Annotated in this window: 13 protein-coding genes; 9 read left to right on the forward strand and 4 right to left on the reverse strand. The window is 71.4% G+C overall.

All coding sequences use genetic code 11. The features are described 5' to 3' along the window. Nucleotides 1-66: 66 nt before the first annotated feature. From ACFO3J_RS21850 to ACFO3J_RS21870, 5 genes are all read left to right on the forward strand, one after another. The gene (locus tag ACFO3J_RS21850; RefSeq protein WP_386431665.1) at nt 67-726 is read left to right on the forward strand and encodes a hypothetical protein; all 660 of its coding nucleotides are present in this window, start codon (nt 67-69) and stop codon (nt 724-726) included. Between the two features lie 98 nt (nt 727-824). Then, nucleotides 825-1766, forward strand: a complete 942-nt coding sequence (locus tag ACFO3J_RS21855; RefSeq protein ID WP_386431668.1) for a hypothetical protein — start codon at nt 825-827, stop codon at nt 1764-1766. Nucleotides 1767-1957: 191 nt separating this feature from the next. After that, entirely contained in the window at nt 1958-2959 is a 1002-nt protein-coding gene (locus tag ACFO3J_RS21860) for an Ig domain-containing protein (protein ID WP_386431671.1), read from the forward strand. Between the two features lie 247 nt (nt 2960-3206). Next, nucleotides 3207-3740, forward strand: a complete 534-nt coding sequence (locus ACFO3J_RS21865; RefSeq protein WP_386431674.1) for a DUF6344 domain-containing protein — start codon at nt 3207-3209, stop codon at nt 3738-3740. A gap of 601 nt (nt 3741-4341) precedes the next feature. Next, nucleotides 4342-5232 carry an HAD family hydrolase gene (locus ACFO3J_RS21870; protein WP_386431677.1) on the forward strand — a complete coding sequence of 297 codons (891 nt, stop codon included), beginning with the start codon at nt 4342-4344 and terminating at the stop codon, nt 5230-5232. A gap of 52 nt (nt 5233-5284) precedes the next feature. Here ACFO3J_RS21870 and cydD read toward each other — a convergent pair whose 3' ends face one another. The 4 genes from cydD to hisC form a co-directional block, all read right to left on the reverse strand. Next, nucleotides 5285-8818: a thiol reductant ABC exporter subunit CydD gene (cydD, locus tag ACFO3J_RS21875; RefSeq protein WP_386431680.1), complete on the reverse strand. Its 3534-nt coding sequence runs from the start codon at nt 8816-8818 to the stop codon at nt 5285-5287. 64 nt (nt 8819-8882) lie between these two features. Then, nucleotides 8883-9887 carry a cytochrome d ubiquinol oxidase subunit II gene (gene cydB / locus ACFO3J_RS21880; protein ID WP_386431683.1) on the reverse strand — a complete coding sequence of 335 codons (1005 nt, stop codon included), beginning with the start codon at nt 9885-9887 and terminating at the stop codon, nt 8883-8885. 18 nt (nt 9888-9905) lie between these two features. Then, the gene (locus ACFO3J_RS21885) at nt 9906-11423 is read right to left on the reverse strand and encodes a cytochrome ubiquinol oxidase subunit I (protein WP_386431686.1); all 1518 of its coding nucleotides are present in this window, start codon (nt 11421-11423) and stop codon (nt 9906-9908) included. 169 nt (nt 11424-11592) lie between these two features. Next, a complete protein-coding gene (hisC, locus tag ACFO3J_RS21890) occupies nt 11593-12684 on the reverse strand; it encodes a histidinol-phosphate transaminase (RefSeq protein ID WP_386431689.1) in 1092 nt (363 codons plus the stop codon). Nucleotides 12685-13009: 325 nt separating this feature from the next. Between hisC and ACFO3J_RS21895 the strand changes: the two genes are divergently transcribed. The 4 genes from ACFO3J_RS21895 to ACFO3J_RS21910 all read left to right on the forward strand — a co-directional run bounded on the left by ACFO3J_RS21895 (nt 13010) and on the right by ACFO3J_RS21910 (nt 16988). Beyond that, nucleotides 13010-14116, forward strand: coding sequence for a LacI family DNA-binding transcriptional regulator (locus tag ACFO3J_RS21895; RefSeq protein ID WP_386431692.1), 1107 nt, complete (start codon nt 13010-13012; stop codon nt 14114-14116). Between the two features lie 247 nt (nt 14117-14363). Next, nucleotides 14364-15473 carry a metallophosphoesterase gene (locus ACFO3J_RS21900; RefSeq protein ID WP_386433020.1) on the forward strand — a complete coding sequence of 370 codons (1110 nt, stop codon included), beginning with the start codon at nt 14364-14366 and terminating at the stop codon, nt 15471-15473. Between the two features lie 220 nt (nt 15474-15693). Then, a complete protein-coding gene (locus ACFO3J_RS21905) occupies nt 15694-16542 on the forward strand; it encodes a hypothetical protein (RefSeq protein WP_386431695.1) in 849 nt (282 codons plus the stop codon). An 80-nt stretch (nt 16543-16622) separates the two neighbouring features. Further along, nucleotides 16623-16988 carry a hypothetical protein gene (locus tag ACFO3J_RS21910; protein ID WP_386431698.1) on the forward strand — a complete coding sequence of 122 codons (366 nt, stop codon included), beginning with the start codon at nt 16623-16625 and terminating at the stop codon, nt 16986-16988. The last annotated feature ends 43 nt before the right edge of the window (nt 16989-17031 follow it).

The following is a 17031-nucleotide window of genomic DNA, read 5'->3' on the forward strand; positions in this document are numbered from 1 at the left end:
TTCCTACGAAATGCGGGACTTGGGTACTGTCGGTGCCCAAGTGACCGAAACAGGAGTTCGTTGACCATGCGGGTACCCATCGCGCTCGCCGCGATCACGGTGGTGGCTGCCGCCGTCGCCCTGCTGTCCGGTTGTGACAGCGGCAGCGGCGGTGGGGCGAGTTCGGACAAGATCCAGGGGGTCGGGTCTGCCTCGGCGCCCCCGTCCACGCCTGCCACCGCTTTCCCGGCGCCGACGGATTCGGCCGGTCGGCCGACGATCACCTTTCCGTCCTATGCGAAGAACGTCTTCGAGGACCAGTACACCGGCGACCCCGCCAAGGACGCGGTGCTCGCCGACAACGAGCGGTGGGTCGATTCGATGGACGACGCCATCTTCCGGGGGACGGCGAGCACGAAGGAGCTGGCGTTCTACAGCACGGGCAGGGGGACGGAGCTGGCCGTCGCGTACGTCCAGGGCTACATCGCCAAGGGCGACAAGTGGGCGGGCAGTACGCGCTTCTTCGCCCGGAAGGTCAGTCTTCTCGGCGGCGACACGGCCTCCGTGGTCTATTGCTCGGACGAGAGCCAGTCCCACATCACGAATCCGAAGAAGCCCACGAAGCACACCCCGACATCACCCGACAGCTACGTGCTCTACAACACGCACCTCACGCTGAACGCGCAGGGGGTCTGGCAGACGGACAACGTGGTGTCGGACAGGGGTGCCCGGCAGTGCCGACCCTGAGACGAGGAAGCGTCACGGTCGGCGTTCTGGTCCTAGCAGCGGGATCCGCTCTGCTGGCAGGTCCGGCTGTCGCCGATGACCGTGGCGGAAACGGCACCGTGGGCGCCGCCGCGCCCTCCGGCGCCGCCGACCCACTCGCCGGTACCATCTCCGCCACCGCCGGCGTCCAGTACGACTCCTCGAAGAACGGCGCCGCCGCCAGCAGCGCCGGCGTCGGGCCGCTGACCCCGATCGGGGGCTGGAGGCCGCCGGCCTGCTGGTATCAGCCGATGTACACACCGGCGCAGCTGAAGGCCTCCTCCGAGGCCGTGTGGGCGGAGGACTCGCCGAGCCAGGAGTGGAAGAACGGCGAACGCGACCGCTTCGTCAACGGCAAGCCGTACACCAACTTCAACCTGGCCAAAGCCGGCCACGGCTACTTCTGGGCCGGTTACACACCCCGATCACAAGAGAGCGCCCCGGGCGCGAGTTCCTGCACCGACGAACCCTTCTGGGTGAGCGAGGACGGGTCCGTGCCCGCGGGACACCGCGACGCCCTGACACCGGAGACCCTCGCCGAGCTGGCGTATGAGCGGATCCTCATCCCGCGGGCCACCGCGAGCACCGACCCGGACGGCGTGCAGACGGTGAATCTGCCGACCTGGGTCTGGCTCGACACCGGCGCCGTCCACCCCGTCGCGGTGACCGCCTACCTGCCCGCTTACGGCATCTCGGCCACCACCACCGCCGAACCGGTCAGCCTGCACCTCGACCCCGGCACGGCCGACGCCCGGCTCCACCCGGCCTCCGGGAACTGCCCGTTCCGCGGGAACCGCCTCGGTACGCCGTACACCCCCGGCGCGGAGGGCGATCCTCCCTGCGGGGTGACGTACCTGCGCTCGACCGCACCCTCCCGCCAGGCATATCGGCTCACCGCGACCGTCACCTGGGACGTCAGCTGGACCGGCACCGGGCAGCCCGCTCCGAAGGCGCTCCCGCCGGGCGCCTTCGGGACCCCGCAGGAGATCGGCGTCCGGGAGATCCAGACGGTCAGCCGCTGAGCGGGAAGGGCGCAGGACCCGGCCTTGCCTGACCGGGTAACTCTGTTGACCTGCACGGGAATTGACCGGCACCCAGCCGCCCCGGAGGATGATCACATCAAACTTCTGTGCGATGACCGTCCATCGGACCGGATGCGGATCCGCGTCGCATCCCGTGGGAACGGTCGTCGCGCTCTGCCCAGGGGGGCATCGTGACCACAGTTCTACCCGCTTTCGGACGCCGCCACCGGCGGCGCCTGTGCGCTCTCGCGCTGGTCGGTGTCACCGTCACCGGCGCCGCGCTGGTGGCCGGCTCCGCCTCGGCGGCCGGGGCCGGCACGCTCGCGCCGTACCTGAACTGCGTGACCGCTGATCCGACCGGAGTCGTCACCGCCTACTTCGGCTACGACAACACCACCGGCACGCAGAGCACCATCCCGATCGGGGACAACAACCAGCTCTTCCCGGTGAGTCCCAGCCAAGGCCAGCCGACCGTCTTCGACAAGGGGAACTACCCGCAGGTCTTCTCGGTGACCTTCGACCCGAAGGTGTTTCCCGCGGTCGCCTGGATTCTGAACGGCCAGGAAGCCGACGCTTCGGCCGCCGGGCCGGTGTGCGCCAACGGCGTCAGCTCACCCGCCACGGGTATCACCGCGACCGGTGCCACCCTCACCGGCGTCGTGGTCCCGTCGGGGGCGGACACCACGTACGCGTTCGAGTACGGAACCACCACCGCGCTGGGTTCGAGCACCCCTGCTCAGGACTTCGGGACCGGCACCCAGCCGGGACTCGTCCAGACGACGCTGTCCGGCCTGGCCCCGAACACGCGGTACTACTTCCGGATCACCACCAGCAGCGCTGTCACCACCACCCAGGGCCAGACCCTCAGCTTCACCACCGCGACTCCCGCGGTCACGCCGACGGCGCTGGGCATCGTCACCACGCAACTCGGCAACGGCAATCTGGGCGCCGCCTACCAAGCGCAGGTAGTGGGGCGCGGGGGCACCACCCCCTACTCCTGGTCCGTGGTGAAAGGCACGCTACCGGCCGGGCTCGCCCTGAACACCTCGACCGGGGCGATCTCCGGTAAGCCCAGCTCAGCGGGCACCTCCAGCTTCACCGTTCAGCTCGGCGACCACTCCCTGCCGAAGGCGAACACGGTGACGCGGGCCCTCAGCCTCACCGTCAACAACTTCAAGAAGAAGGCCTGGTGAGCTGAGGAGGCCGGGAGCATCCGGGTGAGGGAGGGCGACCGGAGTCCCTCACCCGGGGATTCCCGGGCCTCCGCGGCTCTCCGGGCGGGCAGCTGATCGGTGCGGAAGCGCCCGGTTGGTACACATGGGTGGCGTTGATGTGTATATCGGCGAACTCAAGGTGCGGCTCCGTGAAATCTGTGCTCGCTTCCGCATGATCGGACTTGTCGGTTATCCGCATCATGGGAAAGCGAGAGGTCGTCAGGTCATGGCTGCTGCTGTAGAGATCAGGACGTTCTGGGGCGCGCTGCTCAGCGTGCTGCTGAAGTGCATCGCCGCGCTGGGGTTCAGCACCCCGGCTTCCCGGGCCGCCGCCGGCCGCGTGGAGGCGCGGACCGAGGCGAGCGGTCAGGGGCGCGCCCAGGCGCAGGCCGCCGGTCGTTCGGACGAGGTCCCGCTCGGGGCGCGGTCCGTACCCAGGATCCCGGCGCCGCGCGGGTACGAACCGATGCGCCGGCACCGGGCTCGTACGCTGCCGCCCACGATGAAGCAGCGGATCTGCGCCGAGGCCCACGGTTCGTCGCCGAGCGCCCGCAGCGTACGCGCCGGGGACCTGGCGGAGGACATCAGCGCTGCCGTGGCACTCGCCCAGGCGGCCGCGAGCCAGCACACGAACCCTGACGCCAGCCCGATCGCGAGCCCCACCGCGCACGCCGCAGGCGGCGTGACCACCCGGGCGAACGCCGCCGCTGCCTCCCTCGGCCCTGCCCCGGCCCCAAGGAACGCCTCGGTGGACCGCTGAAAGCCCACCGCTCACCGCTCACGGCTCACGGCTCACGCGGCTGACATCGGCCCGATCAACACTCTGAAAACTCAGGGCACCATGGCGAAGACGGCTACGACGACCGTCGCATCGAGGCCCGCGACCGGCGGACCGGTATGAACCAGAAGTCGAAGCCGCAGAGGTACCGGCAGAAGTAGCAGTACCGGCAGAAACCGACGAGCGACGGCCCGACCGGACCGGACCCGATCACCTCGGGCGACCCCGGGCCAGGCACCACCACAGACCAGACCCACACCAGTACCGGCAGTCGCCGAGGCACCCGCCCACCCGGGCGCGGCCCCCCGGCCGCTCCCCGGATTCCAGGCTGTGCACCGAGTGCGGCAGTGCCGCGCAGCCGTACGTGCCCGCGTACGTGCCCGCGTACGTGCCCGCGTACGGCAGCAGCGCCAGGAGCAGGACCCGCCCCGCGCCCGATGCGGTGGCCGGCGCGTGACCACCCCGCGCCCCGCTCCCTCCGGCCCCGCACCGGTCGCGTCCAGCCGCGCTGTCCGCCCCCGATCACCCCGATCGCCCCGACCACCCGGCGGCGCCGTCCGGGGCAGGGGTGCGGTGCGGGAGGATGGGCATCGTGACCTCAGCATTCGAGCCCGCAGCGCATCCCGCACCGTACGAGAAGACCTTCGCCGATCCCGCGCCCCGACTGATCGCCACCGATCTGGACGGCACCCTGCTGCGCGACGACAAGACGGTGTCGGCGCGCACGGTCGCCGCGCTGGAGGCGGCCGAGGCGGCCGGGATCGAGGTCTTCTTCGTCACCGGGCGCCCGGCGCGCTGGATGGGCGTGGTCGCCCCGCATCTGGCCGGGCACGGGATCGCGATCCTCGCCAACGGCGCCGCGGTGTACGACCTGCGGGCCGACCGGCTGATCGAGGCGTTCCCGCTGCCGGAGGAGGAGGCGCTCGCGGTGGCGTACGCGCTGCGCGAAGCCGTGCCCGGGACCACCTTCGCGGTTGAGCGCACCGGGGGTATCCACCGTGAGCCCGCCTACCCGCTCATCGAGCCGGACCGTCCCGGCTCCACGACGCCCGTCGAGATTCTGCCGCTGGAGGCCCTGCTCGCCGTGGACCCGGCGCAGCCGCTGCTGAAACTGCTGGCCAAGCACCCGCGCATGGACCCCGACGACTTCCTTGCCACGGCCCTGTCGGTCGCCGGCCGGCACGGCGAGATCACCCGTTCCAGCGAGTCCGCGCTGCTCGAGATCAGCGGGGCCGGGGTCAGCAAGGCCACCACCCTGGCCAAGTGCTGCGCCGAGCGCGGGGTGACGGCCGCCGAGGTGGTGGCCTTCGGTGACATGCCGAACGATCTGGCGATGCTGGGGTGGGCGGGTACGTCCTACGCCGTCGCCAACGCCCATCCCCAGGTGCTCGCCGCCACCACCCGCCACGCCGCCGCCAATGAGGACGACGGCGTCGCCCGCGTCATCGAGCGCATCATCGCCGCCCGGCGCTAGGGTCTGCCGACCCGTCCGGGGTCTCCCGGGCGGGCCGCCGGACCCGGAGACCTCACGCGGCCAGCCCCGCCATACCGCGTCCGCCCGGCGCGGCCAGGTGCGCGTCGGCGTCGCGTTCCCGCTCCAGCGTGTCGCGGAACGGTCCTCGCACCGAGGCCAGTTCCTCGTATGTCCCGCGCTGGACGACGCGTCCCGCCGCCAGCACCACGATCTCGTCGACCGCTCCGTCCGCGAGGCCCGCGAGCCGGTGCGTGATGATCAGCGTGGTGCGGCCTCGGGTGGCCGCCAGCAGATCGGCGGTCAGCGCGTCGGCCGTGGCGATGTCGAGGTGCTCGGCGGGCTCGTCCAGGATGAGCACCGGGAAGCGGGCGAGCAGCGCGCGGGCCAGGGCCAGGCGCTGCCGCATACCGCCGGACAGCCGCGCGCCGTGCTCGCCGACGGCCGCGTCCAGGTCGATGTCGATGTCGAGCCGGGCGGCGGTCAGCGCGGCCAGCAGTTCGCCGTCGTCGGCCGCCGGCCTGGCCAGCCGCAGATTCTCCCGGACGGTGCTGTCGAAGACGTGCGCCCCCTGGGCGCACAGGCCCACCAGCCGCCGGACGTCGTCGCCGTCGAGCGCCGCCGCGTCCTGCCCGGCGAGCGTGTACGAACCCGCTTCCGCGTCCAGGAACCGCAGCAGTACCTGCGCCAGCGTGGTCTTGCCGGCTCCGGAAGGACCGACCACCGCGATCCGGCGGCCGGGCGTCAGCGTCAGGTCCACGTCGTGCAGCGCGGGCCGCTCCTGTCCGGGGTAACGGGCCGTCAGCCCGCTCACCACCAGCGGATACGGCGTCGCGGGCGCCGTCTGCGGCGCGTCCGGCTCGGTGACCGGCAGGGGTGTGGCGAGTACTTCCCGTACCCGGTCGGCGGCGCGCCCGCTGCGCTGCCGCTGCTGAGCGGCCAGCGGCATACCGGTGACCGCTTCGAAGGCGGCCAGCGGCAGCAGTACGACGACGGCCAGGACCACCCCCCGCAGGTCGTGGCCGGTCACCGCGCGCACGCCGGCCCAGGCGCAGGCGGTCACGGTCAGGCCGGTGATCAGCGAGGTCAGCCCGGCGCCCAGCGCGGTGGCCGCGGCCGAGCGGGCCGCGATCGCCTTGAGCGCGCCGTCGGCCCGGGCGGCTTCGGCCCGGCGGCCGGGCAGCGCGCCCGCCACCGTCAGTTCGGCGGTGCCGGTGAACAAGCCGAGCACGCGGGCCGACAGCTCGCCCTTGGCCGGCGCGAGCCTGCTTTCGGTACGGCGGGCCACCGTCGCGGCGAGCGCGGGCACCGCGGCGCCGGCCGCCAGCAGTCCGGTCGCGAGGATCACCCCGGCGGACGGCAACAGCCACCCGGTGAAGGCCGCGGCGGCGACGGCCGTGACGCCGGCGACCACCGCGGGCAGCAGCCAGCGGAGGAAGTAGTCCTGCACAGCGTCCACATCCGCGACCAGCCGCGACAGCAGGTCGCCGCGCCGTACTCGCCGCAGGCCGGCCGGTGCCAGCAGCTCCAGCCGACGGAAGACGGAGACCCGTACCTCGGCCAGGGCGCGCAGCACGGCGTCGTGTCCCACCACCCGCTCCCCGTAGCGGAACACGGCCCGTCCGATGCCGAAGGTCCGGGTGGCCGTCACGGCCACCATCAGATACAGCACGGGCGGCTGCTGCGAGGCGCGGCTGATCAGCCACCCGGAGGTGCCCATCAGGCCCACCGCGCAGCCCAGGGCGAGTACCCCGAGCACCGCCGCGCCGGCGAACCGGCGCCGGAAGCCCGCACCGCGGACCAGCCCGGCCACCCGGCCCGAGCCCGGGCGGCTTCCGCGCGTCCGGGAGGCCGGGGACGTGTGGGTCCGCGCGTCGTTCGGCGGGTCGTTCCGCGATGTCTCCGGGTCGTCCGCCGCGTCAGGTGCCCGCGCGGGCTCGGCGGAAAGCGGGATGGAGGAGAGGGAGGAAAGGGGCTCGGCGGAGAGCGGGAGCACCCGGTCGGCCAGCGGGAGGAGGGCCGGGCGGTGGGCTGTCACGACGACCGTGCGGCTCGCCGCGAGTGTCGCCAGCGCCGCTATGACCTCCGCCTCTGTCGCTCCGTCGAGGTGCGCGGTCGGCTCGTCCAGCAGCAGAAGCGGGCGGTCGGCCAGGAACGCGCGGGCCAGCGCGAGGCGCTGGCGCTGGCCGGCGGACAGGCCGGCGCCGTCCTCGCCGATCGGATCGTCGATGGCGGCGAAGGCGGCCGCCCCCGCCGCGGTCAGGGCCTGCCGTATCTCGGCGTCGGTCGCCCCCGGCCGGGCCAGGCGGACGTTGTCGCCGATCGTGCCGGCGAAGAGATAGGGGCGCTGGGGCACCCAGGCGATCTGGCGGTGCCAGGAAGCCGGGTCGAGGTCGGCGAGATCGATCCCGTCGACCAGGATCCGCCCGGCGGAAGGCGGCACGAAACCGAGCAGCGCGCCCAGCAGCGTGGACTTGCCGACGCCGCTGGGTCCGGTGACAGCCAGCGTCTCACCGGGGGTGAGCGTGAAGCTGGTCGCGCCCAGCAGACCGTCCGCACGCACCGCCAGGTCCTCGACGGTGATGGTCGCGGTCCGCAGATCGGGAGCGGGGACAGCGCCCGGCGCGGACCGCGGCGCCGTCTCCAGCACCTCGAAGACCTGCTCGGCGGCGGCCAGTCCCTCCGCGGCGGCGTGATACTGCGCCCCCACCTGGCGCAGCGGCAGATACGCCTCGGGCGCGAGGATCAGCACCATCAGCCCGGTCCGCAGATCCAGTTCGCCGTGGACCAGGCGCATCCCGATACCGACCGCCACCAGCGCCACCGAGATGGTCGCCAGCAGTTCCAGCACGAACGAGGACAGGAAGGCGATCCGCAAGGTGCGCAGGGTGGCCCGCCGGTAGTCCCCGGTGATCTCCCGGATCTTGTCCGTCTGAGCCTTGGCCCGGCCGAAGACCTTGAGCGTGGGCAGCCCGGCGACCACATCGAGGAAGTGGCCGGACAGCCGCCCGAGCAGCTGCCACTGCCGGTCCATCCGCTCCCGGGTGGCCCAGCCGACCAGCACCATGAACAGCGGGATCAGCGGCAGCGTCACCACGATGATCGCCGCCGACACCCAGTCCGCGGTGGCGATCCGGGCGAGCACCACGAGCGGCACCACGGCGGCGAGCCCCAACTGCGGCAGATAGCGGGCGAAGTAGTCGTCCAGCGCGTCCACCCCGCGGGTGGCCAGCGTGGTCAGCTCCCCGCTGCGCCGGCCGGTCAGCCAGCCGGGCCCGAGGGTGGTGGCGCGCTCCAGCAGCCGCAGCCTGAGCTGCGACTTCACCGCCGCCCCGGCCCGGTGGGCACACAGCTCGGTCAGCCAGGCGACGAACGCCCGCCCGGCGGCCACCGCGGCCAGGGCCAGCAGATCGCCGCGCAGCGCGCGGACCCCGTCACCGTGCTGGAAGCCGCCCACCACCACATCGGCGATGAGCACCGCCTGGGCGACGATCAGCCCCGCGCCGAGCAGCCCCAGCAGCACCGAGCCGGCCAGGAAGACGCGGCTGGCGCGAGCATGGCGCAGCAGTCGCGGATCGACAGGTTTCACGTGGAACATCCCCTTTCGCCGCGATCGTGTTCCACGTGAAACATCGCTGCTTCCCGCCGGGACATCAGTGCGCGGCTTCCGCTATGTGCTGGGTGCCGATCCGCTTGCGGAACACCCAGTAGGTCCAGCCCTGGTACAGCAGCACCAACGGGGTGGCGATGCCCGCGCACCACGTCATGATCCGCAGCGTGTACGGCGTCGCCGACGCGTTGCCGACGGTCAGGCTCCAGGCCGGATCGAGCGAGGACGGCATCACATCCGGGAAGAGAGTGAGGAAGAACATCGCCATCACCGCCGCGATCGTCACGCCGGAGAAGGCGAAGGACCAGCCCTCACGACCGGCCACGTTCGCACCGAGCGCCGCCACGAGTGCGGCGAGCGCCACGATCAGCGCGACCAGGCTCCGGCCGTTGCCGGTGTGCAGTTGCGTCCAGATCAGGAAGACCGTCGCCAGGACGGTCACGACCACTCCCAGCCGGGTGGCCGTCGCCCTGGCCCGCTCCCGGATCGGCCCGAGCGTCTTCAGTGAGGCGAACACCGCCCCGTGGAAGGTGAAGAGCGTCAGGGTGACCGCGCCGCCGAGCAGGGCGTAGCCGTTCAGCAGGGCGAAGAACCCGCCGACGTACTCCTTGTTCGCGTCGATCTTCACTCCGCGCACGATGTTGGCGAAGGCCACCCCCCACAGCACGGCGGGCAGCAGCGAGGTCCAGAAGATCGCGTGCTCCCAGCTGCGCTGCCAGCGTTCGTCCTCCCGCTTGGCGCGGTACTCGAAGGCGACCCCGCGCACGATCAGGCAGACCAGGATGATCAGCAGCGGCAGGTAGAAACCGGAGAAGAGGGTGGCGTACCAGTCCGGGAAGGCGGCGAAGGTGGCGCCGCCCGCGGTGAGCAGCCACACCTCGTTGCCGTCCCAGACAGGGCCGATGGTGTTGATCAGCACGCGCCGCTCGGTGCGGTCGCGGGCCAGCAGTTTGGTCAGTACGCCGATCCCGAAGTCGAACCCCTCAAGGAAGAAGTAGCCCGTCCACAGGACGGCTATCAGAACGAACCAGACGTCGTGCAGATGCATCTCGCGCTCCTCAGGGCCTCAGTAGGAGAAGGCCATCGGCCGGTCGGCGTCCGCGTCGTCGGTCCGGTCGCCGCCGATCCTGGTGGGGGACCGGCGGTCGTCGTCGGTGAGTTCGGGTGGGCCGGCCTTGGCGTACTTGGCCAGCAGTCGCACCTCGATCACGGCCAGCAGGCCGTAGAGCAGGGTGAAGACGGTCAGCGAGGTGATCACCTCACCGGTGGAGACGCCGGGGGAGACCGCGTTCTTGGTGCGCAGCACGCCGTAGACCACCCAGGGCTGGCGGCCGGTCTCGGTGAAGATCCAGCCCCAGGAGTTCGCGAGCAGCGGGAAGACCATGGTCCACAGCGCGATCCGCCAGTACCAGCGGGCCGGCCCGTCGCCGATCCGGATGCCACGGGTGAGCATCAGACGCGGCACCTCGTCGTCGTCCGTGCGGTGTTCGGGCGCCAGCCAGAATCTGCGGCGGGTGAGCCACAGCCCCGCCGCGCCGACTCCGATCGAGACCACCCCGAAGCCGATCATCCAGCGGAAGCCCCAGTAGGCGACCGGGATGTTCGGCCGGTAGTCGCCGGGGCCGTACTTCGCCTGCTCGGCCTTGTTCACGTCGTTGATGCCCGGCACATAGCTGGTGAAGGAGTCGTCGGCGAGGAAGGAGAGCAGGTTCGGCAGATCGATCGCGACCTCGTTGTGGCCCTTGTCGACGTCGCCGACCGCGAAGATCGAGAAGGGCGCGCCCTTCTGGCCGTCCCAGAGCGCCTCGGCTGCGGCCATCTTCATCGGCTGCTGCTTGAACATGACCTTGCCGAGGGTGTCGCCGCTGATCGCGGTGAGGGCGCCGGCCACCACCGCGGTCACCAGGGCCAGTCGCAGCGAGGAGCGCATCACCGAGATGTGCTGCTTGCGCGCCAGGTGGTAGGCGGCGATGCCGATCATGAAGGCGGCGCCGGTGAGGAAGGACGCCGACATGGTGTGGAAGAACTGGGCGAGCGCGGTGTCCTGGGTGAGCACGGCCCAGAAGTCGGTGAGTTCGGCCCGCTTGGTCGTGGGGTTGTAGCGGTAGCCGACCGGGTGCTGCATCCAGGAGTTGGCGGCCAGGATGAAGTACGCGGACAGGATCGTCCCGAGCGAGACCATCCAGATGCAGGCCAGATGGATCCGGCGGGGCAGCTTGTCCCAGCCGAAGATCCACAGGCCGACGAAGGTCGACTCGAAGAAGAAGGCGATCAGCGCCTCGAAGGCGAGCGGGGCGCCGAAGATGTCGCCGACGAAGCGCGAGTAGTCCGACCAGTTCATACCGAACTGGAATTCCTGGACGATGCCCGTCACCACGCCCATGGCGATGTTGATCAGGAAGAGCTTGCCCCAGAATTTGGTGGCTCTGAGGTAGGTGTCCTTGCCGGTGCGCACCCACGCGGTCTGCATCCCCGCGGTCAGCGCGGACAGCGAGATCGTCAGGGGTATGAAGAGGAAGTGGTAGACGGTGGTGACACCGAACTGCCACCTGGCGACGTCCAGTGGGCCCACTGCGAGCTGCACGATACGTCTCCTTTCCGGTGATACGAGTTCCACTTGTGAATGTGAACTCATTCACAAGCAGTATCCAGCACAGCAGTTCGCCCCCTGCCACCGGGGGGTGGTCAGGGGGCGAAAGGGTGGGAAAGTGCTGGTCAGCGAGGTCAGTGACCTCAGCTGCGGCCGGAACGGCTCAGAGCAGGTCGGACGGCAGCTCCTTGCGGAACTTCTCGGCCGCGCGCAGCAGCAGATCGTTCGCCTCGGTCTCACCGATGGTGATCCGTACGCCTTCGCCCGGGAACGGCCGGACGGTTGCCCCGGCCCGCTCGCACGCGGCGGCGAAGGCCTCCGTGCGGTCCCCCAGCCGCAGCCAGACGAAGTTCGCCTGGGTCTCGGGCACCGTCCAGCCCTGCGCGGCCAGCGCCTCGACCACCCGGGAGCGCTCGACGACCAGGCCCGCCACCCGCTCCAGCAGCGCCGGTTCGGCCCGCAGACTGGCCACCGCCGCGTCCTGCCCGACCTGGCTCACCCCGAAGGGCACCGCGGTCTTGCGCAGCGCGTCGGCGACCGGCTCATGGGCGATCGCGAAGCCGACCCGCAGCCCGGCCAGGCCGTACGCCTTGGAGAAGGTGCGCAGCACCGCCACATTGGGACGGTCCCGGTAGAGATCGATCCCGTCGGGGACGTCCGGGTCGGTGCTGAACTCGCGGTAGGCCTCGTCCAGGACCACCAGGACATCGGCCGGCACCCGGTCCAGGAAGCGCTCCAGCGCGGCCCGTCGCACCACCGTGCCGGTCGGATTGTTGGGGTTGCAGACGAAGACCAGCCGGGTCCGCGCGGTGATCGCGTCCGCCATCGCGTCCAGGTCATGCGCCTCGGCGGCGTTCAGCGGCACCTGCACCGGCCGGGCGCCGCCGATCCGCGTGATGATCGGGTACGCCTCGAAGGACCGCCAGGCGTAGACCACCTCGTCGCCGGTCCCCGCGGTCGCCTGCACCAGCTGCTGCGCCACCCCGACCGAGCCGGTACCCGTCGCGACATGACCGGCCGGCACGTCGAAGCGCTCGGCCAGCTCCGCGGTCAGCTGCGAGCAGGCCAGGTCCGGGTAGCGGTTGAAGGCGCCCATGGCGGCGGTGACCGCCTCCATGACACCGGGCAGCGGGGGATACGGGTTCTCGTTCGAGGACAGCTTGTAGGCGGGCACGCCCTCGGCGGCCACCGGGGGTCGGCCCGGCTTGTAGACCGGGATGCCGTCGAGTTCCGCGCGCAGCTTGGGGGTGCTCATGGCCACACCCTACGAGCGGCGGGACCCGCTGGGGAGATGTGGCGAGGCACCGGACCCGCGAGAGCGCCCGCCGAGGACCGTATGACGTGCTCGGGTGGCGTGCGCGGTGGCGCGCGTCCCCCGTAGGAGTGAGTTGCCGGGACCAGCCGCCATGGGCCAATGGTCGGGTCATCACGGCGAGCGGGACCGTATCGGCCGAGCGCCAGGCCCTGCCGCCTGCATATTCCACATTGCATACGGCTTTCGATCTTGCAGAAACCGTTCTTCTTAGGGGCCGGCCCGACCCAGGCTGGATGGACCAGCACCGCCCTACTATCGGCACGCCATGACAGCAGCAGGGAAACACCAGGCGAGCCGGCCCGTCGGACGCCGGCTGGAGCGGGCGGGGATCAGGGACGTCGCCGCTGCCGCCGGAGTCTCGATCACGACTGTCTCCGACGCGCTCAACGGCAAGGGCCGACTGCCCGACGCCACCCGTCGCCATGTCCGGGAGGTCGCCGACCGGCTCGGCTACCGGCCGTCCGCGGCGGCCCGCACACTGCGCACCGGCAAGTCCGGCCTGATCGGTCTGACGGTGACGACATACGGCGAAGAACCGTTCACCTTCACCGAGTTCGCCTACTTCGCCGAGATGGCCAGGGCGGCCACCTCGGCGGCGCTCGCCCGCGGCTACGCCCTGGTCATCCTGCCCGCCTCCTCCCGGCACGACGTATGGGGGAACGTGGCGCTGGACGGCACCGTGGTGATCGACCCCTCCGACCAGGACCCGGTGGTCACCGAACTGGTCCGGCAGGGCGTACCGGTGGTCAGCGACGGCCGTCCGGCCGGCAGCCTGCCGGTGCACGCCTGGGTCGACAACGACCACGAGGAGGCCGTGCTCGGCATCCTCGACCACCTCGCCGCGGCCGGCGCCCGGCGGATCGGCCTGCTCACCGGCACCAGTACGGACACCTACACCCGACTGTCCACCACCGCGTATCTGGAATGGTGCGAACGCGTCGGCCAGGAGCCGGTCTACGAGGCGTATCCCGCCCACGACCCCTGCGCCGGCGCGGTGGCCGCGGACCGGTTGCTCGCCCGCCCCGACCGGCCGGACGCCGTCTACGGGCTGTTCGACCCCAACGGGACCGATCTGCTCGCCGCCGCCCGCCGCTACGGACTGCGGGTCCCCGACGACCTGCTGCTGGTCTGCTGCAGCGAGAGCGGCGGCTACGCCGGCACCGATCCGCCGATCACCACGCTCTCCCTCCAGCCGCGCCGGATCGGCACCGCGGTGGTGCAGTTGCTCATCGACGCCATCGAGGGCATCGGCCCCACCCACCCCGTGCAGCAGGTGATGCCCACCGAGTTGATCGTCCGGGCGTCCTCGCAGCGCCGGCCGCACCGCACCACGGTCAGCCCGCCGCGCGGACCCGCCCACGGCGAGGGGTGAACCGGCGGCGCACTCCCCCGGCCCGATCCGGGCTCCGGCACGTAGCGGAGTCCGGCTTCCGTCGGGCCGCGGTGTTCGACGTGGGCCGGGCAAAGGTGTTCGAACACCGCCGGATGACCACCGGGGAGCTTCGCGGGGCCGGCGGACGGGGACTAAGGGGTAGTTTGTCTGAACCTTCTGAAAACCAGGTGCCTGGGTATGTCACAACGCGCCAGCGTCATTCCTATGATGGGCGGATGGCGGCGCGATCGTGGAGGGGTCGATGACTCAGGGGGCAGGTCAGGGGTATGACCCCGGAGCCGGGTATGAGCCCGGTTACGAGCCCGCGCCCGGCTACGGGGCGGCGCCGGATGTCGACCGTTCACCGCGGTTCGACCGGGCGCCCGACGGTTATCCGCCGCGAACCGCCGGGTACGGGCCGGACGCGACGGCAGTTTCTAGTGGGGTGTCGCCCGAGGTGTCGATGGACTACACGCCGACCGAGCACGATCTGCCGGTGATCTCCGCCGCGCCCGAGAACGGTGACCGCCCCGGCCCGCTCTACGTGGTCGGCGATGTGCACGGCTATCTGGCCGAGCTGCTGGCGGAGTTGCACGAGACAGGTCTGGTCGACGAGCAGGGCCACTGGTCGGCCGGCAGCGCGCGCCTGTGGTTCCTGGGCGACTTCACCGACCGCGGCCCGGACGGCATCGGCGTCATCGAACTGGTGATGCAGTTGTCCGCCGAGGCCGCGGCGGCCGGCGGCTACTGCCGCGCGCTGATGGGCAACCACGAACTCCTGCTGCTCGGCGCCCACCGCTTCGGCGACGTGCCGGTCAACTCCACCGGCGGCACCGCCTCCTTCCTGGCCGCCTGGCGGCTCAACGGCGGCCAGCCCTCCGACATGGAGCGGCTGGAGGACCGTCATCTGACCTGGATCTCACGGCTGGACGCCGCCCACCTGACCGACGATCACCTGCTGCTGCACTCCGACACCACCGCGTATCTGGAGTACGGCGCCAGTATCGAGGAAATGAACGACGCGGTCACCGGTGTGCTGCAGCGCGGCGACGCGGACGAATGCTGGGAGCTGTTCCGCAAGTTCACCAAGCGCTTCGCCTTCCGCGGCGACGACGGCGCCAAGGCCGCCCGTGAACTCCTCGGCGCCTACGGCGGCAGCCGGGTGGTGCACGGCCACAGCCCGATCCCGTATCTGCTCGGCGAGGTCGGCGGTGAATACGTACCGGTGGACGGCGAGGAGCTCGCGCAAGCGGTGCGGGGACCGATGGTCTACGCCGAGAGCCTCGCGGTCGCGATGGACGGCGGCGTCACCATGGACGGCCGGCTGCTCGTGGCCCAGCTTCCGCTGCTGGGCTGAGGCCGCGCCGTGCCGGGACCCGACTGATCGCCCGACAGGGCCCGGCACGGCAGTTTCGGCCATCGCACATTTCCTGGTCGCACCCTGTCAGGGTCTGCCCCACCGCCCTACCATCGGCTGTATCCGTAGGTCCACCGCTCTCCGGGCGTCCGGTCGGCCGGTTTTGTTCCACGTGGAACACCGCCGAGTCAGGGGAGTCGGAGCATCGGGGGATGCACACATGAACAGCGCTCCACATCTGCTCAACGAAGACCGCCAGGATTTCGAGCATGTCCTCGACGACGCGTTGCGTATCGTCCTCGACGACATGGGCGGCGGTGGCTCCGGGCCGACCCCCGGCGACCCCGGCCTGCCGCTGAACGCCGAGCAGTTGCGGACGCTGGCCCTCGCCGCGACCGATGAGATCAACGCGGCGGCCGCCGCGGAGTACGAGGCGTATCTGGCGGTCCGCGAGGAGACGCGGGACGCGGCGCGTGAGGCGGCCCGCACCCGCGACAACCGGGCCTTCGGCTACGCGGCCATGGGTGTCGCGGACCGGTCGGGTTCGGGCGCCGGCCTCATCGCGGTGCTCGCGGTGCTCACTCCGCTGCTGTCCGGCGCCGCGGCGGTCATCTTCCTGCTCATCGGCTACGCGATGCACGCCGTCTCGCCGGAGCCGGCCATCGCCTCACCGCTGCGGACGGCGGGCTGGTTCTTCGCCGCCGTCGCCGGTGCGTCGGTCCTGCTCGGGGGGATAGGACTGCTGCTGACCGCCCTGCGCGACGGTTCCGGGGCGATCCACGACGGCCCTGACTCACTGTCGCCGGAGGTCACCCAGGCGCGGGCGCGCTGGCGCGAGGCACTGCTCTCGCTCGGGATGCTGCCCTTCCTCGACGATTCGCTCCGGGACGCCGCCACTCCCCGGCCGGCCACCCCGGCGCCGCCCGCCACCGGCCCGCGCATGCCGCATCTCGGCTACTCCCGGCCGGACTTCTCCTCCCCCCAGGACCCCCGGCCGACCGCTCCGCGCTTCTCCTCTCCCGACTTCAGCAGCCCCGACTGGGGCGGCCCGGAGCACGCGCCGGAGTAGTCCGGATGGCCGCGCCGGGTCGCCCCCGGTGCCGGGCGTTGTTTGACTGCTTCCGTACCTGGTCAGAACGGGAGAAGCCCATGCGCCTGAGTCGTCCGCTCGCAGCTCTGTGCACGATCGCCCCGCTCGTTCTCGCCGCCTCGGCCTGTTCCGACTCCTCGGGCGGGCTGATCAGGGGCACCAACGGCCCCCACTTCTCGCAGACCATCGCCAACCCGCCCCAGATCGAGGGCGCCTGCCACCGGTTCGCCCGCCGCGGCCTGTCGAACGTCACCAACACCACCGGGATCGACATCGTGCTCCACACGGGCATGAACTGCGACAACCCCGGTGGCGCGTCGAGCGCCTATCTCGGCACCACGATCTCCATCGGTACCATCCCCGGCCAGGGCCCCTGGCACAGCTTCACCACGGTGGGCCAGGCGCCCCCGGTCCCGGTGAACTGAACGAGCGGCGCCGTGCCGGGAGTCCTCGCGGATTCCCGGCACG

This window comes from Streptomyces polygonati (assembly GCF_042650325.1).
GTDB classification, from domain to species: Bacteria; Actinomycetota; Actinomycetes; order Streptomycetales; family Streptomycetaceae; genus Actinacidiphila; species Actinacidiphila polygonati.

Excerpts from the sequence above, each read along its gene's own strand:
- ACFO3J_RS21910 (WP_386431698.1), top strand. The coding sequence starts at position 16,623 with ATGCGCCTGAGTCGTCCGCTCGCAGCTCTGTGCACGATCGCCCCGCTC.
- ACFO3J_RS21870 (WP_386431677.1), top strand. The coding sequence starts at position 4,342 with ATGGGCATCGTGACCTCAGCATTCGAGCCCGCAGCGCATCCCGCACCG.
- ACFO3J_RS21865 (WP_386431674.1), top strand. The coding sequence starts at position 3,207 with ATGGCTGCTGCTGTAGAGATCAGGACGTTCTGGGGCGCGCTGCTCAGC.
- ACFO3J_RS21895 (WP_386431692.1), top strand. The coding sequence starts at position 13,010 with ATGACAGCAGCAGGGAAACACCAGGCGAGCCGGCCCGTCGGACGCCGG.
- cydB (WP_386431683.1), bottom strand. The coding sequence starts at position 9,887 with ATGCATCTGCACGACGTCTGGTTCGTTCTGATAGCCGTCCTGTGGACG.
- hisC (WP_386431689.1), bottom strand. The coding sequence starts at position 12,684 with ATGAGCACCCCCAAGCTGCGCGCGGAACTCGACGGCATCCCGGTCTAC.
- ACFO3J_RS21905 (WP_386431695.1), top strand. The coding sequence starts at position 15,694 with ATGAACAGCGCTCCACATCTGCTCAACGAAGACCGCCAGGATTTCGAG.
- ACFO3J_RS21850 (WP_386431665.1), top strand. The coding sequence starts at position 67 with ATGCGGGTACCCATCGCGCTCGCCGCGATCACGGTGGTGGCTGCCGCC.